General features: G+C 46.2%; 20 protein-coding genes. 5 read left to right on the forward strand and 15 right to left on the reverse strand.

Going from position 1 to position 18,877, the window contains the following annotated elements; translation table 11 throughout:
• Positions 1-536 precede the first annotated feature (536 nt).
• The 4 genes from MKY44_RS22725 to MKY44_RS22740 form a co-directional block, all read right to left on the reverse strand.
• Positions 537-908 (reverse strand): hypothetical protein, encoded by a 372-nt coding sequence (locus tag MKY44_RS22725; RefSeq protein ID WP_211084603.1) that lies wholly within the window; start codon positions 906-908, stop codon positions 537-539.
• A 164-nt stretch (positions 909-1,072) separates the two neighbouring features.
• Positions 1,073-2,290 carry an N-acetylglucosamine-6-phosphate deacetylase gene (nagA, locus tag MKY44_RS22730; RefSeq protein WP_341008704.1) on the reverse strand — a complete coding sequence of 406 codons (1,218 nt, stop codon included), beginning with the start codon at positions 2,288-2,290 and terminating at the stop codon, positions 1,073-1,075.
• Positions 2,287-3,015 (reverse strand): glucosamine-6-phosphate deaminase, encoded by a 729-nt coding sequence (nagB, locus tag MKY44_RS22735; RefSeq protein WP_341009927.1) that lies wholly within the window; start codon positions 3,013-3,015, stop codon positions 2,287-2,289. Before nagB ends, nagA begins: the two co-directional genes overlap by 4 nt.
• A gap of 9 nt (positions 3,016-3,024) precedes the next feature.
• Positions 3,025-3,888 (reverse strand): MurR/RpiR family transcriptional regulator, encoded by an 864-nt coding sequence (locus MKY44_RS22740; RefSeq protein WP_341008705.1) that lies wholly within the window; start codon positions 3,886-3,888, stop codon positions 3,025-3,027.
• A gap of 224 nt (positions 3,889-4,112) precedes the next feature.
• On the opposite strand from MKY44_RS22740, the gene MKY44_RS22745 reads away from it, so the two are divergent.
• Positions 4,113-4,460: a hypothetical protein gene (locus tag MKY44_RS22745; RefSeq protein ID WP_341008706.1), complete on the forward strand. Its 348-nt coding sequence runs from the start codon at positions 4,113-4,115 to the stop codon at positions 4,458-4,460.
• Positions 4,461-4,620: 160 nt separating this feature from the next.
• Here the strand turns inward: MKY44_RS22745 and MKY44_RS22750 are convergent, their stop codons facing one another.
• Positions 4,621-5,160, reverse strand: coding sequence for a DUF4303 domain-containing protein (locus MKY44_RS22750; protein ID WP_341008707.1), 540 nt, complete (start codon positions 5,158-5,160; stop codon positions 4,621-4,623).
• A 228-nt stretch (positions 5,161-5,388) separates the two neighbouring features.
• Here MKY44_RS22750 and MKY44_RS22755 point away from each other — a divergent pair, with 228 nt between their 5' ends.
• Positions 5,389-5,682 carry a hypothetical protein gene (locus tag MKY44_RS22755; protein ID WP_341008708.1) on the forward strand — a complete coding sequence of 98 codons (294 nt, stop codon included), beginning with the start codon at positions 5,389-5,391 and terminating at the stop codon, positions 5,680-5,682.
• 200 nt (positions 5,683-5,882) lie between these two features.
• Here the strand turns inward: MKY44_RS22755 and MKY44_RS22760 are convergent, their stop codons facing one another.
• The 6 genes from MKY44_RS22760 to MKY44_RS22785 all read right to left on the reverse strand — a co-directional run bounded on the left by MKY44_RS22760 (position 5,883) and on the right by MKY44_RS22785 (position 11,846).
• Positions 5,883-6,107, reverse strand: coding sequence for a helix-turn-helix domain-containing protein (locus MKY44_RS22760; protein ID WP_017692532.1), 225 nt, complete (start codon positions 6,105-6,107; stop codon positions 5,883-5,885).
• Positions 6,108-6,353: 246 nt separating this feature from the next.
• Positions 6,354-7,343 (reverse strand): YhcN/YlaJ family sporulation lipoprotein, encoded by a 990-nt coding sequence (locus MKY44_RS22765; protein ID WP_341008710.1) that lies wholly within the window; start codon positions 7,341-7,343, stop codon positions 6,354-6,356.
• Positions 7,344-7,638: 295 nt separating this feature from the next.
• Positions 7,639-8,655: a DUF4340 domain-containing protein gene (locus MKY44_RS22770; RefSeq protein WP_341008711.1), complete on the reverse strand. Its 1,017-nt coding sequence runs from the start codon at positions 8,653-8,655 to the stop codon at positions 7,639-7,641.
• Positions 8,652-10,046: a GldG family protein gene (locus MKY44_RS22775; protein WP_341008713.1), complete on the reverse strand. Its 1,395-nt coding sequence runs from the start codon at positions 10,044-10,046 to the stop codon at positions 8,652-8,654. Before MKY44_RS22775 ends, MKY44_RS22770 begins: the two co-directional genes overlap by 4 nt.
• Positions 10,047-10,050: 4 nt before the next feature.
• On the reverse strand, positions 10,051-10,767 hold the full coding sequence (locus MKY44_RS22780; RefSeq protein WP_341008715.1) for an ABC transporter permease subunit: 717 nt from the start codon (positions 10,765-10,767) through the stop codon (positions 10,051-10,053).
• Entirely contained in the window at positions 10,764-11,846 is a 1,083-nt protein-coding gene (locus MKY44_RS22785) for an ABC transporter ATP-binding protein (RefSeq protein WP_341008716.1), read from the reverse strand. The genes MKY44_RS22780 and MKY44_RS22785 overlap by 4 nt, the downstream gene beginning before the upstream one ends.
• A 473-nt stretch (positions 11,847-12,319) precedes the next feature.
• Between MKY44_RS22785 and MKY44_RS22790 the strand changes: the two genes are divergently transcribed.
• Positions 12,320-13,393 carry a glycosyltransferase family 4 protein gene (locus MKY44_RS22790; RefSeq protein WP_341008717.1) on the forward strand — a complete coding sequence of 358 codons (1,074 nt, stop codon included), beginning with the start codon at positions 12,320-12,322 and terminating at the stop codon, positions 13,391-13,393.
• Positions 13,394-13,458: 65 nt separating this feature from the next.
• Here MKY44_RS22790 and MKY44_RS22795 read toward each other — a convergent pair whose 3' ends face one another.
• Both MKY44_RS22795 and MKY44_RS22800 read right to left on the reverse strand, forming a co-directional pair.
• Positions 13,459-14,988 carry a DHA2 family efflux MFS transporter permease subunit gene (locus tag MKY44_RS22795; protein ID WP_341008719.1) on the reverse strand — a complete coding sequence of 510 codons (1,530 nt, stop codon included), beginning with the start codon at positions 14,986-14,988 and terminating at the stop codon, positions 13,459-13,461.
• Between the two features lie 205 nt (positions 14,989-15,193).
• Positions 15,194-15,553 carry a hypothetical protein gene (locus MKY44_RS22800; RefSeq protein ID WP_341008721.1) on the reverse strand — a complete coding sequence of 120 codons (360 nt, stop codon included), beginning with the start codon at positions 15,551-15,553 and terminating at the stop codon, positions 15,194-15,196.
• A 186-nt stretch (positions 15,554-15,739) separates the two neighbouring features.
• On the opposite strand from MKY44_RS22800, the gene MKY44_RS22805 reads away from it, so the two are divergent.
• Positions 15,740-16,978 (forward strand): glycosyltransferase family 4 protein, encoded by a 1,239-nt coding sequence (locus MKY44_RS22805; RefSeq protein ID WP_341008723.1) that lies wholly within the window; start codon positions 15,740-15,742, stop codon positions 16,976-16,978.
• Entirely contained in the window at positions 16,975-17,145 is a 171-nt protein-coding gene (locus MKY44_RS22810; RefSeq protein WP_211084618.1) for a hypothetical protein, read from the forward strand. The genes MKY44_RS22805 and MKY44_RS22810 overlap by 4 nt, the downstream gene beginning before the upstream one ends.
• A gap of 141 nt (positions 17,146-17,286) precedes the next feature.
• On the opposite strand, the gene MKY44_RS22815 is transcribed toward MKY44_RS22810, so the two are convergent.
• Both MKY44_RS22815 and MKY44_RS22820 read right to left on the reverse strand, forming a co-directional pair.
• Entirely contained in the window at positions 17,287-17,820 is a 534-nt protein-coding gene (locus tag MKY44_RS22815) for a GNAT family N-acetyltransferase (protein ID WP_341008726.1), read from the reverse strand.
• A gap of 249 nt (positions 17,821-18,069) precedes the next feature.
• Positions 18,070-18,786: a glycosyltransferase gene (locus MKY44_RS22820; protein ID WP_341008727.1), complete on the reverse strand. Its 717-nt coding sequence runs from the start codon at positions 18,784-18,786 to the stop codon at positions 18,070-18,072.
• Between the last annotated feature and the right edge of the window lie 91 nt (positions 18,787-18,877).

Raw genomic sequence — 18,877 nt, forward strand, 5'->3', positions numbered from 1 at the left:
AGCGATGACAGGACTCTCTCTTTCGTTTACTCGTTTACTATCTAAGCCCGACACATAGCTTTCATCGAGATTGCCAACTGTCGTCTAAAGAACCTCACAAGCCTTATTTCTCGAAATTTCGCAGGTTTGATAATCTAACGAATCGTAGACACTTTATTTGTGCTGTAAGCATGTTTGGGTAGCAGAATATCGCTAAATTGTACTAAATAGCGTGTCTGAGATTCGTTACATTTTGTATGACAGCAAAATCATTGGAATAAGGCTTCACAGATTCGTTAGAACTGAGCACCCCTTCGGAGATGACTAATTATGAGATGCATTCGTTGTCATGTCTTGTTGTCGAGATCCTAGTCTATTCTTTATTGAAACTTAACTTATTACTCTTCCATGTTACTCACGTATACTCTTGTAGTGTTCTTATTATTCTTGGTGTTTATTTTCATTTTTTCGTTGATACTCATCCCTATGAGAGCCACATATTATACTCTACTCTTCCTACTCACGCCGCTTATTACAGCCTACATATCACACTTCGCTTATGTGCGGAATGTTGTGAACTTCAGCATGTGCACAAGCTTGGATAAATGTGCGATATCCTGCTGGACTCCAGAGGTGTCCGTACCTGCCATTGCCTGGTTCGCTCTCAGCGTTCTACGTGTGTTCAGCATACCCTCGATCAATTTCATGACCGTGTTGCGTCCACGATGATCGACAATCATATACTTTTTGCGTGCATCCAGCTCTACCCATACGATGTTGCTGAATGATGTGAACAGATGCCTGCGGTACAGCTCCATATCGGTCTCATTGTAATGCTCGCCATAAAAGGCATAATATCCGTGTATGTGCAACTTCTCCGCCAACACTGTGATGAACGGATCATGTTCGAGCATAGCGTTACGTTCCATGTTTCACGCCTCCGTTATGCGTGATCCGCAGATCCCGTCTTTTTGAGATCTATTTTAACATATTGTGCAAGGTGTTGCCTCTACACAGATAAAAGCCAAGTTTTAACTCCGAAGACCGATGCATCACAAATGAAAGTTATTAGCACGATACTAATTTTCTAAATCTAATATGACTCACCTATCCGTCTGCCCTTCACCCATACACCCTCAATATTCAGCTCCGCATTCAGAAAAACGATATCTGCCTGTTTTCCTTGAGCCAGGGAACCTGTCCGATGATCAATGCCCAGCAGGCGTGCCGGGGTCAGACTTGCTGCACGTGATGCAGCGTTCAGGCTCAAGCCCACTTCCTGTACCAGGTAACGGAAACCGCGAATCATCGTAAGTGTGCTTCCCGCCAGTGCGCCTCCGTCCTTCAGTCTGGCCTCGCCATGCTTCACGATTACTGGCAGGTCGCCGATCTTGTATTCCCCATCATTCAGTCCCGCAGCAGACATGGCATCTGTAATCAACACGAGTTGATCGTTATGTTGCTTCAGCTGAGCGAGGATTGATATCGCCGCAGGGTGAACATGAATGCCGTCAGCAATCACCTCAGCACTGATGCGTGGATCACTCAGTACGGCTCCGGCAGCCCCGGGTAACCGGTGATGTAGCGGTGTCATGGCATTGAACGTATGTACTGCATGATGAAGTCCGGCTTCTACTGCCCGCTCCACCTCTTCATAGGTCGCATCCGTGTGGCCGAGTGCCGCTGTAATCCGCTGCTCACGTAACCACGAAATGACTTCCAGCGCGCCTTCACGTTCCGGTGCCAGCGTAACTTGACGGATCAGACCGGGATATTGCTTTTCCCATGCCTCAAGCCAGGATACATCAGGCAGAATGATATGTTCCGGATTTTGTGCGCCAGGCCATTTCGGACTAAAAAACGGACCTTCCAGGTGTACACCTTCAAGCTGAGCATAAGGCATTTCACCGGAACGGTAACGGTTGACCTCAGCAAGTACGCTATCCAGTCGCTCTTTCGGAGCCGTCATGGAAGTCGCAAGCATCGCTGTTGTTCCCTGCGTACTATGAAAAGAAGTGATCTTGTCCAACACCTCCGGGCTTGCGTCCATAAAATCTTCTCCGTTCCCACCATGCACATGAATATCAATGAATCCAGGCACAATGAGGCCGCGTTCCGGTACAAGCGGCAAAGCCTCTCGCCGAATCTGTTCAGGCAGACCTTCAGGTACCCCAGCATAGAGGATTTTCTCGCCCCTCCAGGCTATTACACCATCTTCCAATATCTCATTTGAAAGGAGAAGCTTGCCCCGAAGAAGAGAAATATTTTCATCACGCTGGCTCCCAGGTTCATGGCTATTCGCTCCGGTCATCTCACCAGCCTCCCAGCCGCATGGTCCAGCAATACCACCACATTTGGATGACATTGCAAAAGCGATGCAGGACAGGCCGTTGTGATTGGTCCCATAAAAGCTTCGCGAATAATCTCGGCTTTTTCCTCGCCACGGGCAATGAGCAGAATCTGTTTGGCTTTCAAAATAGTACCGACACCCATCGTAATCGCCTGAGCCGGCACCTCATCGATGCTGTCAAAGAAGCGTGCGTTTGCCTTTCGCGTCTCGTCTTTCAGATCCACGACATGTGTTCGTCCTGTAAGTTCAGTTCCCGGTTCATTGAAGCCAATATGACCATTATGTCCGATGCCCAGCAGTTGAAGGTCTACCGGTCCACGATCGTCCAGCCTTTGTTCATAGGAATTACATTCCTGTTCCAGATCTGCAGCCTGACCATCAGGCACTTGCGTTCTAGCAATATCCATATCGATATGATTGAATAATTGTTCATTCATAAAACTGCGGTAACTTTCACGATGTTCTGTTGGAAGCCCAACATACTCATCTAGATTAAAAGAAGAAGCCTGTGAGAAGCTGACAAGCCCCTTCTGATATAACGTAATAAGCTGTTTATATATGCCTACAGGAGAACTTCCTGTCGCGAGCCCCAATACAGCCCGTGGTTTGGTCTGCAACAAGCTGGCAATGAGGCCAGCACCTGTGGCGTTCAAATCTTCTTCATTTTCAAAAATTCGTATATTCATCTTCATCTGTCAGGCACCTCCGTTGTGTTGGACTCGATAAGACTGCACGTTGTGATAGGATTGTTCCAGTCTGGGGATAAAACGGTCGAAGTCGGCACTTACCATGCCTGTGAACAAAATATCGACCACATGCAGCAGTGCAATACGTGAAGCCATATCTCCACGCCTCATTCCTTCTTCCAGAGAAGAGGTGAACAGCGGGATATCGGATACAGTTGCGAGCGCGTTACTGCCATAGGAAGTCAGTGAAATCGTAGAAGCTCCGGCCTGTTTGGCACAATGCAGGGCATCGATGGTCTCTGGTGTTTCGCCTGAATAGGATACCGCCATCGCCACATCTCCCTCGGCGAGCGAAGATGCGGATGTAATCTGCATATGTGAGTCGGAAAAAGCCGTACAGCTCTTGCCAATCCGCACCAGTTTCTGATAGAAATCCTGTGTAACAATCGATGAGGTAGCTACACCGTACAGATCGATGCGGCGAGCCTGACACAATAATTGCACTGCCTGCTCCAATCTGCCCAAATCCAGCAAACGGGTGGTATCTGCAATAGACGCGAGGTGGTTGGCTTCGATAGCTTCAACAATTTTGGATAGGGAATTGCCCGCTACAATATCCTGATACGCCGTTTCATCAGATGCGTGGGACAATTCTGCGGCAAGTTTCATTTTGAAATCGGGAAAACCTTTGAAATGAAACGACTTGCAAAAGCGGGTTACCGTCGCCGCACTTGTGCCACTCTGCTCTGCCAGATGACTAATCGTCCAGCCGGGAATGTCCGATGGAGATTGCATAATGACTTCGGCAATACGTCGCTCCTGAGACGGAAGGTTATTCAGTTCTTGCTGCAACGCACGTAATATGGCTGCCATGAGGCCCTCACTTTATGAAAATTATTTTTATTTATTTTTAATAAATTAAGAAAATCATTTTTATAACTTCATTTTAATCAAGACGATCCTGCAAATCAAGAGGAATTTCACATGACTTTTGCAATGATGCTGAGCGTGTATAGACCTTCACCTGCTTGATACGCATAGTTGATGTCCTTTATATTGAGAATCGATATGATCGTATTAAAAGAAGGAGCAATCCAATGAATCGAAGACAACAGAAAAAGTTCAGTCCTTCCACCTGGATTATAGCTGCCAAACAAACCGAAGGACGTGCCTATTATGCCCTCTATGCCATCGACTGGAAACGCGGAGGTCGGTTGAGTTGGGAAGGTTGGAATCACCTTGAAGATCTGCTGCAATTTCATATTCCGATCAAACAAATAGCCGGAGGCCGGAAATCTTCTTCCATGCCTGCCGCCAAAATAGCAAAAAGAGCGCTCCATCTTCACCTGAATGATGCACAGTTCGAGCAGCTGGAGCAGCTCTTTTATCAGCCTTTATCGAAGAAAAGATGGAGGAGTTTCATTCAAATGAATAGGAATCAATAAGTGTATGGATTCGGTTGTTTCATTTTTTCACGCTAAAACAAAAAAGCCTCTTCCTTCTTTAGTTTAGTTAAAGAATAGGAAAGACTTTCGCGGTACTAAGATTCAATTCTTTTTAATGCAATTTCCATTCAACTAAACGCTTAACTCAAGTTAACTCGGTCTAATTCATTTCATCATATCGTTTTAAGAATTTGCTGGCTAAGCCGGGTACAGTCATTTGATGGACCGATTGATTTTCAATCTCCTCCGCCAGATCATCATCTGTGAGAGAAACGAAAAACGTAATGTCTGCTTTGGTTTGTCCATATCGGGCCAAAACGTCATCTGCTGTCTCATTCACAACTTTGGCGATGATTCGAATGATCTCATCCTTATACTTCTGGACATCTTCTGTTGCATACAATAATCGACTGATGTGGTTAAAGTGCGTATCCTCGCCATATTGATATTCGGAGCAGCCCCATCTGTAATAGATCTCGTCCTCCTCACTGTCACATAACCCCTGTTCCTTCATATTGGTAATATGCCTAGTCAGGGATTCCTCTGTATTTACCGCCATGAACAGCGTTATCCAATCGCTGTCTGTTCCAAATACACAAGCATATACTTTCTCATGCTCTACTTTTGCCAGCGTTTGTTCCAGATCGGGTAGAAAACCCGCTCGAAATTGATTTTCAAATTCACTTAAAAAGCGATCCACTCAGCTCATCCTTTCATTATTAATGCAGTTTAAGATTCAATTGTCTGTTCAAACCATTGATTGGGGCCAAAGCCTTTAACGAGATATTCATAATCCCGCCCTGTTGATACTATATGGTCTCTCAATAACTACAAGGTACCACATAATTACAATTAACATACTTACTTCCTACACCCTTAAACGACTATGCTATAATAAAAATACGACTATTCAAGCGAGGTGAGGCCGATGAAATGGGGAGAGATTACTGAATTACACCCAGATCGTTTTGTGCTTGTGGAAGCAATCAAGGCAAGTTCCAGCAACCGTGTCCGTCAATTAGAGGATATAGCTGTTATTCAAAACTATGATAATCCTCAAGAAGCCTGGAGCGGTTACAAAGAACTGCACAAGCTCCATCCGACACGCGAGTTATATGTATTTCATACGAGCAGAAGCGATGTTGAGGTTGTAGAGGAATTTTTCTCAGGAGCCTCATGCAAAGTCGACTTTGAATTAATGGATGTTCAATTTTCAATATAAGCCATGTAGTGATAACCTTTGATGGTTGTTGTTGCGTGGCTTATTTTTGTACACCATGGTTGTTTGACTCCATCCCGGAACAACGGATCCTCTTATGAATAAACTGTAAATCAGCAGCAAAAAAGCCTTGCCCCATTCTTCATGAAAAAGAATAGAGAAAGGCTTTCATGCTGCTACTTAATCCTAACTGTAATTCGCAACTAGATCTTCAGTTCTCCAAGCTTAATCAGCTCGACAACTGCCTGCGAACGACCCTTAACATTGAGTTTCTGCATCACATTCGAAATATGGTTACGCACCGTTTTCTCGCTGATGAATAACTGCCCTGCGATGTCACGCGTTGTTTTGTCTTGAACCAGTAATTCGAATACTTCGCGTTCACGGTGGGTCAACAAAAATTTGCTTTTATGATCGATACCCTTCAATGTTCACCCCTCCTTGCTCGGGTTGTGTTGGTGTAACAAGGTTAAGGGGATACAGTCAACTCATCTTATGTCAGGTCAAGGGCGTTGGTTCAGTTTTATAAGAAAAATGGGCAGTAAACATGTGATTCATTGTCCAAAGAGAGCGTATGCAATTGTATATGTATTAGAGATCAAGTAAAACAAACATGCCCCTGCAGCGGATGTTACCATCTGCGCAAAGGCACACTTGTTCATCTGTCTTCAGAACTACCGATTCATTCGGTTCATCATGCCATCGTTATTATTACGGTTCATCAGGCCATCGTCAAGGATGCCATCGCGGTGATTCGTATCTGTTCCGTTCGTTGGGAAAATGCGCTCCACCATCGATTGGAACGTATCGATCATGCCACTAACGGGCTTACCGTTACGAATATCTGTGGCATAGTTCTCCACATGCTCCACAAAGTCCGGATTGGCTGATACATATACATTCTCGATGTTTGGTGCAAACTGCTTGATTTTGGCTGAAATCTTACCCTTAATCTCAGCTGATGTGTTATCGTCCGTGCTATCTACACGTTGTCCCTCACTTTTCATACCATAATGCCCATCGTCTGTCCCACGTGCTTTACCGCTGTTTGTCAGACCACGCATCATACCAACGGCGCCTGTGCCCATGGTTCCATAGATGCTGCGGTCATTCCCCATATGGCTGCGATCCGTTGCCGAATTTGTGTTCAGTCCTGGAGCAATCCCGCTAGTGCTGTATGGAGACATTGTGCCCGTACCGCCATTCACACGCATACCACCCATATCGTGATTCATGTTGCCCCCACGCATGGTATCACTGGCATGATTGCGCATCGTTCCATTCAGCATGCTCGTACGACCATTGGACTTGCTTTCCAACTTGCCTGCATGACCATCTGCCAAACGAACCGCGACATAAGCATTACGATCCGTTAACATGACACGGGCGGATTTGACTTCCTTCATCTCCGTGATGCGTTTTGCCAGCTCTTCACTGGATTTCAGGTCAGTCACATTATGCATGCGATAACTTTTTGCACGGATGCCATCCATGCCATTTGTTTCCACACCATAACGGTTAATGCCGTTAGCTTGCTGACGAACACTTTGTGTATGCATATTGTTGGTATCCCGATTCGTGCCACAACCTGTCAAACCGGCCATTACAAAGATTGCAGTAGATAATGATAACGTAATAGCTGTTGCCTTTTTGACTGCTGGCATGTACTCATCCTCCAATGTTTGTTGGTTTTGGTCACAAAGATAGGATGCGCTTCTGTACGTACCGATATGCTGAAAGGATATGGTACCTTACCCTGTAGGTCTGGATCTTCTGGTTTGGGTATTCTGGTTTGGGTATTCTGGTTTTGGTCTTTGTGTATTAGTCTTTAGGTTTTGATCTGTGGATCGTGAGATTCTTCGCTATATAAAACAAAAAAACAGTACTGCTTGTTCGCAGCACTGCCTCGAAATAATATTTGTATCTTAATACAATAATATCACTTATCTTCCGCCCCGCTCATTTCCCTTCTGTTGATGAGGAAGTCGTTTCGTCATTTGCAGAACTCGATGACTCTTCCGAAGAAGTTGTGGATGCTTTAATTGTATCCGGGAATTTCTCGGCTTCCGTTAGACTCGTTGCATCCATGGCATATGCCCATTGACCATCCGGCGTAATGACCCAGATCTGATCCGATTCGGATGGCACCGTAATTCCTCGATATACATCTCGAACTTGTTGCCCATTTACCGTCTGTTCAACAGACAGGGTGAATCGGGGAACCGAATTCTTCAGCTCGGACGCTTTGCGCACATCATCTGCTGTCGACAGGTTTTTGATTTTGCCGATAAGAGATACGGCATCTGTGGATTCAATCGTTTTTCCATTCAGTGTCCAGGTCTGTTCTGCCGCATCGTTCTTCGATGCCGATGTTAACATCCAGGTAGCTGCTTCCCCTTCCCACTCCAGAGACCCAACATTAGTCTCATCCATGTTAAAAGGTGTAGTGTCCAACAAATCACGACGAGACAAAGCTATGCTGGTAATCGCCTCTGTCTGCACGGCAACCACAGGGCCCGAATCAACTCGCACATAACGTGCATCATCTGCTGGAAGCTGGCCGCCAATAGCCAGTTTGATCTCCCGATTATCTTTGAGTTTGATATCCATACGTGTAGCATCTGTTCCTAATCCGTACTTATCCAGATCCGTCGGCGATTCTTCCACCACCAGTTCCTGATTCGCACCACTCAGAGCATCCAGCCAGCTGCTTACACTGTAACCGTTCAGAGGATAGGCTTTTGGCTCAACCATCTGCCATACGCCATTTTCAAGCGCCAAGGTCGAAGATGCTGCTGTACCGGATGTCTCCTCCGTTGTGTCATGTATTGTGATAGATTGAATATCCCCGGATTGAATACCGAGCAACTTGGCTTGCTCCGCTTCTTCTTCCCGAAAATAATTTTGACTGGCCGCGTACACCCAGCCCACAATCAGTACGATGACCACCAGAATCGTTGGGACCCATTTTCTCATACCCGTCTACGCCTCCACCATAAGAGTACACCGATGATAACAAAGATGAGTGGGAACGCGACAATAGCCACGAAGAAAATCGTTCTGGCCTGTTCGCCATTCAGGTATGCCGTCTCATACCCGGCTTGTACCCGTGGGCGAATCGTCAATCCATTTTCTTTCTCACTCAGATAGTTTACCGTATTCAAAATAAAGTCCCGATTGCCGCCATTCGCAATTTCCGAATCCTGCATGAAAATGGACGAACCCAAAATAACCGCCTTCGGTTTGCCATCCGTTGTATCGGCTGCATACCCTAATTCAACGGGTCCTTGAATGTCCTCTTCGACATCATTGGTTGTTTCATTCTGCAATAAACCGCCGATATTCGTCTCCCCATAACTGTCATTCGAAGAATGAATTAAAGGTGAAAGAGTATATTTATCCTGTTCTTTGCTGGTCAGCGCAATCGATAACGACAACATCGGATACAATTGGCTTGCAGCAAGTTTGTCCGTAATTGCATGTGTACCATACTCCGGCACCACCCAGAGTGGCCCCATCGTACTGGCTTGCTGGTTATCCACCATGACTGCATGCTCATCAACGACGCCATAGTCAGCCATCAGAGCATCGATGTTTTTCCAACTGGATTTCATATCTTCTACGAATCCGAGGGATAATAACAGCTTGCCTCCATTACTCAGATAGGTGCGAATGGCCTTCATTTCTGCATCACTGAGATCACGTTGTGGACCTATAATGGCAAGCACATCTGCATCTTCCGGAACCTTCCCGGCCTGATTCAACTGCAACTCTTCCGTCTGCACATTATTTTGTTCCAAGGAAGATTTCAGCGTAGTCATCTGAGCGAGACTCAGCTCTTCATGTCCGGTCAAAAAGACCATTTTATGCATCTCGGTGGATGACATATTCATGAGCGCCTGTGTCAGCTTTTCCTCACCTGTAAATTGATATGATCCGTCACTGCCATCACCTGTCGCGGTGAACAAACTGGCGATATCAATCACTTTGTGTTGATCGCCCTGCTCCAGCACAATGGAGCTGCCTGTTATGCCGTATTTGGATGCAAGCGCAGGTTCTTGCGTCAGATTATATTGTTTTATTTTCAACTTGCTATTGCGTTTCGTGTATTCCTCGACCATATCCGTGACCTCACGGTTCAGGACGGTGTTGTTGGCATTTTCAACGGTTAACACCAGAATGTTGACGTCATCCTTCACATTTTTGATCGCAGTAAGGGACTGGTCAGATAACGTGTATTGTTTGTTCGAGGTCAGATCGAGCTGGAAGCCGCCAAGTGAATTCAGGAACAGTGTTAGCAAAATAAAGATGCCAATCACCGCTACGGACAGCACGGTACTGTTGGTATGACTTAACCATTTTTTCATCTTCTCACCTCCACCGCTTCCGTTCCACAATTTGAATGCTTAACAGCAGAAACACACCCGAAAGGGTGACATAATACAAGATATCCGGTCCACTAAGTACACCTTTCATGAAGCTGTCGAACCGGTTAGTCAGTGCAAATGGGTCCAGCCACTGTTGCAAAGCAGAACCTGTATTACCTGCGAATGAATCAAGCATCCACAAAACGAGCAAAATAATAAAACCCGCCACCGCAGACACCATCTGATGCTGGGATAATGTAGAAGCGAACAGTCCAATCGCCATCATGCTTCCGCCCAGGAAAAATAACCCCAGTGCAGACATCCATACCGTCGTCATATCCAATGTCCCATAGAACGACATGATGAATGGATACACCAGACTACACAGGATGAGCACGGCCAGAATGGCCAGAGAAGCAAGATATTTGCCAAAAATAATTTCTGTTACACGTGCCGGAGAAGTCAGCAACAACTCATCCGTTCCCTGTCTAAATTCCTCTGCAACCAGTCGCATCGTTAACAATGGCACGACAAACAGCAGCATGGACAACGTATCGCCCAACACGAGACGATAATCGACAATACTCGGCTGATAATATACGAAACTGGAGTAGAACAGCAAACTGGTCATCAGTACATATACGGCAAAAGCAAAATAGGATGTTGGTGACAGAAAATAAGCTTGCAGCTCTTTATTGCATACCGCCATCATTCGTCTCATTTGGAGTCCTCCCCTTTGCGAGCTTGGGGCGAAGCATCGGCTGCTGTACTAACTGATGTTCCCGATATACTCGAAGAGTCGATGTCCGAATTTGCGTCTGTGTCTGTTGACTCGGTTGTGGTCAGCTTCAGGAAGATCTGCTCCAGACTCAGGTTCTCCTTCTTCATCTCCAGTATTGGTAATCCTGCACCAGACAAAAGGTAAAACAGGTCCTCCCGGAAATCTTCCGAGTTTTCTCCAGTAAGCAGCATTTTAACCGTATTCGCCGAATCTGAATTAAGTGAAGTATCTTTGGCGGTATTCGCATCCGACGCTTGAATGACTTCACTCCGCACCTTATCCCAGGGTGTCAGCACATTATGTAATTGCTCCGCAGTGGCCTTCACTTCAATCGACACCTTGAACTGATCCCCCATTGCTGATCCGAAATGCTGAGGTGAACCATCCAGCACGAGCTGTCCCTGATTGATGATCAACATTCGATTACAGAGCGTGCTCACTTCAGGCAAAATATGCGTACTGAGCAGCACCGTATGGTTCTCCCCCAGTTCCCGAATCAGATCTCTGATCTCGATAATCTGATTTGGATCAAGGCCCGATGTTGGCTCATCCAGGACCAGCAGATCCGGCTTGTGAATAATGGCTCCTGCTAGCCCGAGGCGTTGTTTGTATCCTTTGGATAACCCACGTACCATTTGCCTTTCCCGACCCTGAAGTCCCAATCTGCTAACCATCTCACTGACCCGCAGCTTAACCTCACGTGCCGGGACATCTCGCAAATTGGCTACGAATTTAAGATAGGACTGCACCGTCATATCCGGATAGAGCGGCGGAGTTTCAGGCAGATATCCAATCTTGGAACGAACACGCTGACCCTGCTCATGCACCGATGCCCCATCCACCATAATGGAACCCGCGGTTGGATGCAGATAGCCCGTAATCATACGCATCGTTGTTGTTTTTCCGGCACCATTGGGTCCGAGAAAGCCAACAATCTCACCACGTTCCATCGTGAAATCCAGTTGATGTACGCCGCGTTGCCCTTCGTAAACTTTGCTGACCTGTTTCACTTCGAGCACATCATTCATCCTTTCCCGTTAAAATACCCGTGCACCATCGTTCGTTATATAAATTCAACTGAAAATATTACACTTACACTCCGATGACAGAATAACCTTCCGATCACTGTTATCCCCAGATTTTTTTGATTCCTTCATCAGAAGGAAAAATCCGGGGATAGCGTAAGCTTCCGATGTAGCTTTCTTTTCAGAAAGCTTTTATGCGCACGCTTCGCTTCTTCAAGTTATTTCTGCCCTCTCCGTTATCGTGTAAATGTTACGTTGAACTTATGTAATAGATGATGGGCACGGGAAGTTCCTTGTATATTACGGGAGCTATCCTAGCCTCAGCTTAATGACACTTAAAAGGCAGCTTAAAAATATTTGTCCAAAATGTGAACAATCTGACCAACACCCACACCCTGCGCTTAAAGCCAACGTAACATAGAGTACAGGAGAATGTGCTCCTGACCAAAAGTCAGAGGGTGAATCGTGTGAAAGTATTATTCACGTTTTATGTTCCGAGCGGTGGCGTGGATACGTTAAATCGACTGCGCACCGCTGTTCTGAAACGCCATGGCATTGAAGCGCACCTATTGTATCTCAGCACAGGCTCGGGATTGCAGAACAACAGTGATACACCCATTTTTACCGCGTCCAGTGACGAGGATATCCATCATATCATCCATACTCATCATTATGATGCCATCATTGCCACTTCAGACATCGCTATGCCCGGTCGCTTGCGAGGACTTGGTTATACCGGACGAATTATTTTTGAAGCGCAGGGACTCGGAGCACGCGATCAGGCTCTGGAAACGATACAGATGGGTGTCCCTTACCTTCAAGCTCATTGTGATGCTGCCGTTATACCTCCCACAGACCACCTGCTGGATATGTTCATTCATATCTGTCCTTGGCTTCATCGGTTTGTTATTCCCAATATGCTGGATACGGACACCTTCGCACCAATCTTGGTGGATACCCCACCCTATCCGGTGCTGGCTTGGGTAGGACGACTTGAACACAACAAAAACTGGCGTGAATATTTAATCATATCGAGTGAAATTGTCAAAAAAAATCCAAAAGCCAGACTATGGTTGTTCCACGATCCAACTTTGGCTAATCCAGAAGATGAAGTCATGTTCCGGCACATGCTGGCAGAATACGGGCTTGAGGATCGCATTGGCATCTTTATCAATGTTCCTCATTCTCAGATGCCTGCATATTATTCCATGATTGCCGCTTCAGGGGGCATCATGTTATCCACTTCCCTGCTTGAAGGATTCGGTTATGCTGTCGCTGAAGCGATCAGTTGTGGCTGCCCGGTGCTCAGCACGGATTCGGATGGTGTGCGTTCATTTATCACACATAATAAGACTGGTAAGTTTTATCCAATTGGAAATGTAGAGGCCGCTGTAGCCGAAGCAAGGGACCTGATGAATAACAAGAAACTGCGTGAGTATATTCGCATTCAGGGTAGACAGCACATGAGCTTGTCTTTTTCACCAGATCGATATGCCATTTCTTTTCGTGAAATGATGACAGCACTGCGAATTTTCCATTGAGCATAGCTAAAAAGGCAGTTCAGCAAAATTTCTCTGAACTGCCTTAGTATGGTTTTTATAGAGTCTTAGTGTCCCATCATCATCGCAGGATCAGGCTTGTCGCCATTTTGAAGTTCTTCTTCCGGCATCGGTTTTGGTTTGCGCAGAATCAGACTGAGCAAACATCCGAACAATGCAATACAAGCGGCCAAGAAGAACGTATCATTGAAACCAGCCACCAAACCATGAACGATAGCGGTCGGCTCTGTACTCGTTGTATTATCTGCGATTCTTGAAGTAAGGAAGCCTGTAAGCCCTGCAACTGCAAAGGACACGACCACTTGCTGTGCAGCGGCCGTGAGCGGTGTCACCCGTCCAACCAACTTACGCGGTGCAGCATTCAATACATGCGTATTGAGTGGCATCATGGACAAGCCCATACCCAGACCCATCATGACCAGAGCCGTTATAATCAGGCCAAGACCTGTCTCTGCCGTAATGGAGGACAGAATAAACAATGCTCCCGAGATAATACCCAGACCCACGAAGGCCAGAGGTCTAGCACCGATTTTATCAAACAATCGACCACCAAGCGGCATACCCACTCCAGAAGCCAATGCCTGTGGCAGCAGAATCAATCCTGTTTCCAGTGCAGTGTATCCTTTGATCTGTTGCAAATAAAGCGGGATCAGGATCATCGCACCGAACAGCGCCACTTGTGACACCCATGCGAGAATAATTCCCCGTGAGAAATCAGATGATTTGAATACCCGGAGTTCGAGTAATGGATTTTGATGACGAAGCTCCACAATAATGAACAAAATGAGCGCTACACCACCCACAATGACACCCGTCAAAGTTGTTGCAGACGTCCAGCTCGTTCCACCCTCACTCACACCGTAAGCCAGCATCGAGAACGCAATTGGCGCCAGAATCATGCCGAGCAGATCCAGTGCAGGTGTGCGTCCACGATCTGTATCCGGCAAAAACTTGATACATAGAATGAAAGCTGCAATACCAATGGGCAAGTTAATCAGGAAGATCCAGTGCCAGCTCAGTGATTCAATAAACCACCCGGACAACACCGGACCCAATGCGGGAGCAAGCAACATCGGAATTCCCAGCATCCCCATGATGGAACCTCTTCGCTCAGGCGGAGCCAGACGAAAGACCATCGCCATACCAATAGGAGCAACCATGCCTCCACCAAGGCCTTGAATGATACGGTAAATGATTAATTGCTCAGGTGATTGAGCGATCGAGCATAACACAGAACCCAAGGTAAACATGGCAATGGTGAACAGGAACACTCTTTTGGCACCAAAACGGTCCGTTAACCAGCCTGCCAGTGGAATAACCGCAGACAAAGCCAGAGTGTAACCCGTAACCGTCCATTGAATGGTCTTCAGGTCGGTCTCGAAATATTGAACCAGATTCGGAATGGCCACGTTCACCACCGTGCTGTCCAGTATAACCATGATCATACCGACGATAATAGCCAGGAGTGGCAGTATAATTGTTTTGATTGAAAACTCTGCGGGCTCCTGGGATACTGCTGTTTGCTCTTTCACGTTCTCCACACTCTTTTCCAGCCAGAAGATCGCAGGCTTAGCCATGCGTCTCACTCAGCCTATATTGACGACTAATTTCAAACTATCGTTTTAAACTTTCGTTTAATACTGATCTAATTCTAATGAAAATACCTTTGCTGTCAAGCTATTTTTTCAGACAATTCTACTATGGATACACCACAAAAAAATGGAACAGGCACCTTCCCTGCTCCACACGTTGATTAATCATGACTATTTAATTATAACCATATCAATCTGCAAGCTTCATCATCTGATATTCTGACAGTATGCCCAATGTCTGACCGTGAATACTCCGGAAATACATTCGAATAACCAGATGATTCGGAGAAGAGCTGTTGCTGATGATCCTCAGCTCATAAGGCTCGGATGACACATCCAGATTATGAATGACCTGATTACCGCCCGCTCCCCCCGAATTTGACGTTAGGTGAAAAAGGTGTCGGTACAGTTCTCCGTGCATACTGGCTCCACCAACAAATACATCCGTCCCTTCCTCGCCGCCCACATAGGCCAACTCCACATCCATGTACTTGACGGGAACAAATGTCTGTAACAGATTCTCATGAATCTCAAGTAAATATACCGCCACTGTAGATCCCTCCTTCGGAGCACATGAACCTTCCTGTACATAGGATATGCTTCCTCTCGTCCATTGCCATTTGCATTCACCCATTTTCGACCAATTACACGGAAATGCCCGACCTTCCGGTCCTCTTTTTTCATAGAATAAAAGGATAGAAGCTCGGCCGGTGCAGGCCGTGACAAGGAGGTAGCTATGAAAGTTCTGCTCGTTACGTATTGGGAGCTTACACATATGGGAGGCATATGGACATATGTTAAACAACTGGCCGACAGGTTAATCGCACTTGGTGTAGAGGTTGATATCATGGGCACAAATGGTGCCAATAACGAAGTATATGTTCGTAATCTGAACCGCGCTTTCTCCAAGGATAAGGTGTGGCCCATGCTGCAAGCCAAACTCAATCCGACTGATCTGCCACAATTCACTGCCGATCCTCTTCTCGCTTATTATGAACTGAATAGATATGCCTTCGAGATGGCGGCCGCTTATCTGGGGGTGGACCACTACGACGTTATTCATGCGCAAGATCCGGTAGCTGCCGTAGCGATAAAACGCATCTTGAACCGCAATATCCCACTGGTTACAAGCTATCATGGCGCTCTTGCACGCGAAGCCTTTTACGATGCTCAAAATTCCAACCCACAGCTTACTCTCCCTTCATATTTGCAATCCAAGCGTGGTCGTTATTTTCTCTCATTGGAAGAGCGAAGTGCAGCACAGTCCGAGCTCATTCTCGTGTCAAGCCACTGGATCAAGAGTACGCTTACAGAGCTTGCCGTTCCTGAATCAAAGTTCAGACAGATTCCCTATGCTGTAGATCTCCCAGCCTACCGTGCCTCAGCAGCTGTGAAGTTCCGCCAGCGACCACCTGCGGGCAAGAAAGTCATTGCCTTTACCGGACGACTTGAATACATCAAGGGCGTTCATGTGTTAATCAAGGCCTTAGCCAGTCTGAAAAATAAACGTTCCGATTGGGTCTGCTGGATCGCAGGAGAGGGCAATCTAACCGATGAATTGCGAGCACAAGCCGTGTCAACGGGTATTGGAGCGGATGTTGTGTTCTGGGGCAAGTTGGACAATATTCCTTCCTTCCTGCGCCATGCAGATATCTATGTCCAGCCCAGCCTGCAGGACACCCAGCCGTTCTCCGTTACCGAAGCACAACTGGCGGGTGTACCTGTTATCGTCAGTGGTACAGCCGGCATGCCTGAGATGGTTGAACCTGGACGAACGGGATGGGTTGTTCCTCCGCAGGATGTCGACTCGCTCCGTGAACTGTTGGATGCACTACTTGAGGATAATGTTACCCGGAGAACAGTGGGTACGGCGGCAAAAGCCTGGGCTGAACAACATCGTTCACTGGAAGTGATGGGATTGCGTACATTTCAAGTCTACCAAGAAGCCATTTACAGAGGAGGACATACGATATGACGTTACTTGTACCAAGTGATCTATACAACCGCTGGTTTTCGACTCCTGTTTCCACACCTCACATCAACGTGGATTACGCTGTAATGAATGAATTGATGAAGAAGCTGCCTAAAGGATATGTATTTCCCGATCCCGCATCCATGGCGATCATGAATTCAAAAGATTGAGTTGTCCAATGATATGCCGTCTTCATATAACATGCCGAAATATCAAACAAGGGGTGTCCCATCTGTCATATGAATGACTGTGGACACCCCTTGCTTGCTTCATATGTGTTCTAACGGACCGAGAACACGCTATTACAGATCTTATTCATCTGTCGCCAACTTGGAATACATATTCAGATCACTGAACGTTTCGCCTACCCTCTCGTATGCTCTGAGGGTGCCTTCATATGTGAAATTGAGCTTTTGTAATAGCTTGATCGAATTCACATTATCGGGGTCAACCTTTGCTTCCATTCGATTCAGCTTCAAAGTCGAGAATGCATGAACTAACAAAGAAGAGATCGCTTCCGTAGCATATCCTTTTCCCCAGTGTGATCTGGCAATGTCATACCCGATTTCTGCTTTAAGATTGTCAAAATCCAGTGAATTATAACCACATGAACCTATGATTTCGTTGGACTCTTGCGTAAGGATAGAGAACCGAATGGCCTTGTTTTCCTGAGCAAGATCATTCAGAAGATTAATCATGGCTATAGCTTGATTTTCATCGGTAAAATGAGTGATATTCATAAATCTAGTCACATCCGGATCAGACCAAATCTTAAACAAGCTGGCCGCATCCGATACGTTCATTTTTCGCAAATATAACCGTTCTGTGTGTAACTCTGTAATCAATACTCTTACCTCCATTAGTTTATTAATAGTTGGGTTTAAGATATTGATATCTGCGCATAGTCCAGTCCCTTCCGTGTATGAATCATTTCATTATACAGAGACTTCAGCAATCGATCATCCTTTCTGTCCACGAAATCTGTCCATAAAGCAAAAAAGAGCTTCCACTTATAACACTTAAAAAGTGCTTCATAAGGGTGCTCTCCTGTCCATTTAACACCTATTCCATTCAGCCATCGTTGCCAAATCCATCTACTTCCAGTACCCGCCAATCTGAAGCAAGTTAAGCAGAATAGGCCGATGCTTCTCTTGAACTTTTTCCATCTCGGCAACCAGTGCCTTGAAGTGACGTTTGGTCCCCATCGATTCATGCAATCGGTAGCACATCAGAGGTTCATTGTAGTAGAACAGCTCATACATTGGAAACAGCCTCATCCACATCTCATAGTCATGGGTGTAGCGAAAATCAGTGTCGAACAGTCCAAAGCGCTCAAATGCTTCCATCTCTAACATGACAGTACAGCCGTTAATCGGACAACCTTCCAGCAGTACCTGCAACATCTCCAGACGACTGCCCACTTCCGGATGCACCGTATCCAACCATTCACTCTTCTCATTCACATAATGGTAGGCACCATGGCAGAATGAAGCCTTGACCTCTCGCATAAACGTCAGTTGTTTCTCCACCCGATCCAGCAGCATCACATCATCTGAGCTTAGCCAGACAAAGTAATCCCCTGTTGCATGTTTGATGCCCTCATTTAATGCTGTCGCGGTTCCACCGTTTTCTTTGCGAATATAGCGGATGGAATCCATGAATGGCTGTAGCCGCTCCACGTGCTCGGTTGACCCATCATCCACCACGATGACTTCGATATGCGGATACGTCTGGTGAATGGCACTGTGAACAGCCTGCTCGATATAAGCACAATTGTAAAAAGGAATGACGATCGATACTTTTGGCTCCATTCGGGCCTTCCCCTCCTCTTACTGTCTTAGGTAAAATGCTGCGCAAAGAGGGCGTTAATCAGCCATCTTTTGGCTTTCTTAACTGCCCTCC

The organism is Paenibacillus sp. FSL R7-0026 (genome assembly GCF_038004485.1).
GTDB lineage: Bacteria > Bacillota > Bacilli > Paenibacillales > Paenibacillaceae > Paenibacillus > Paenibacillus xylanexedens_A.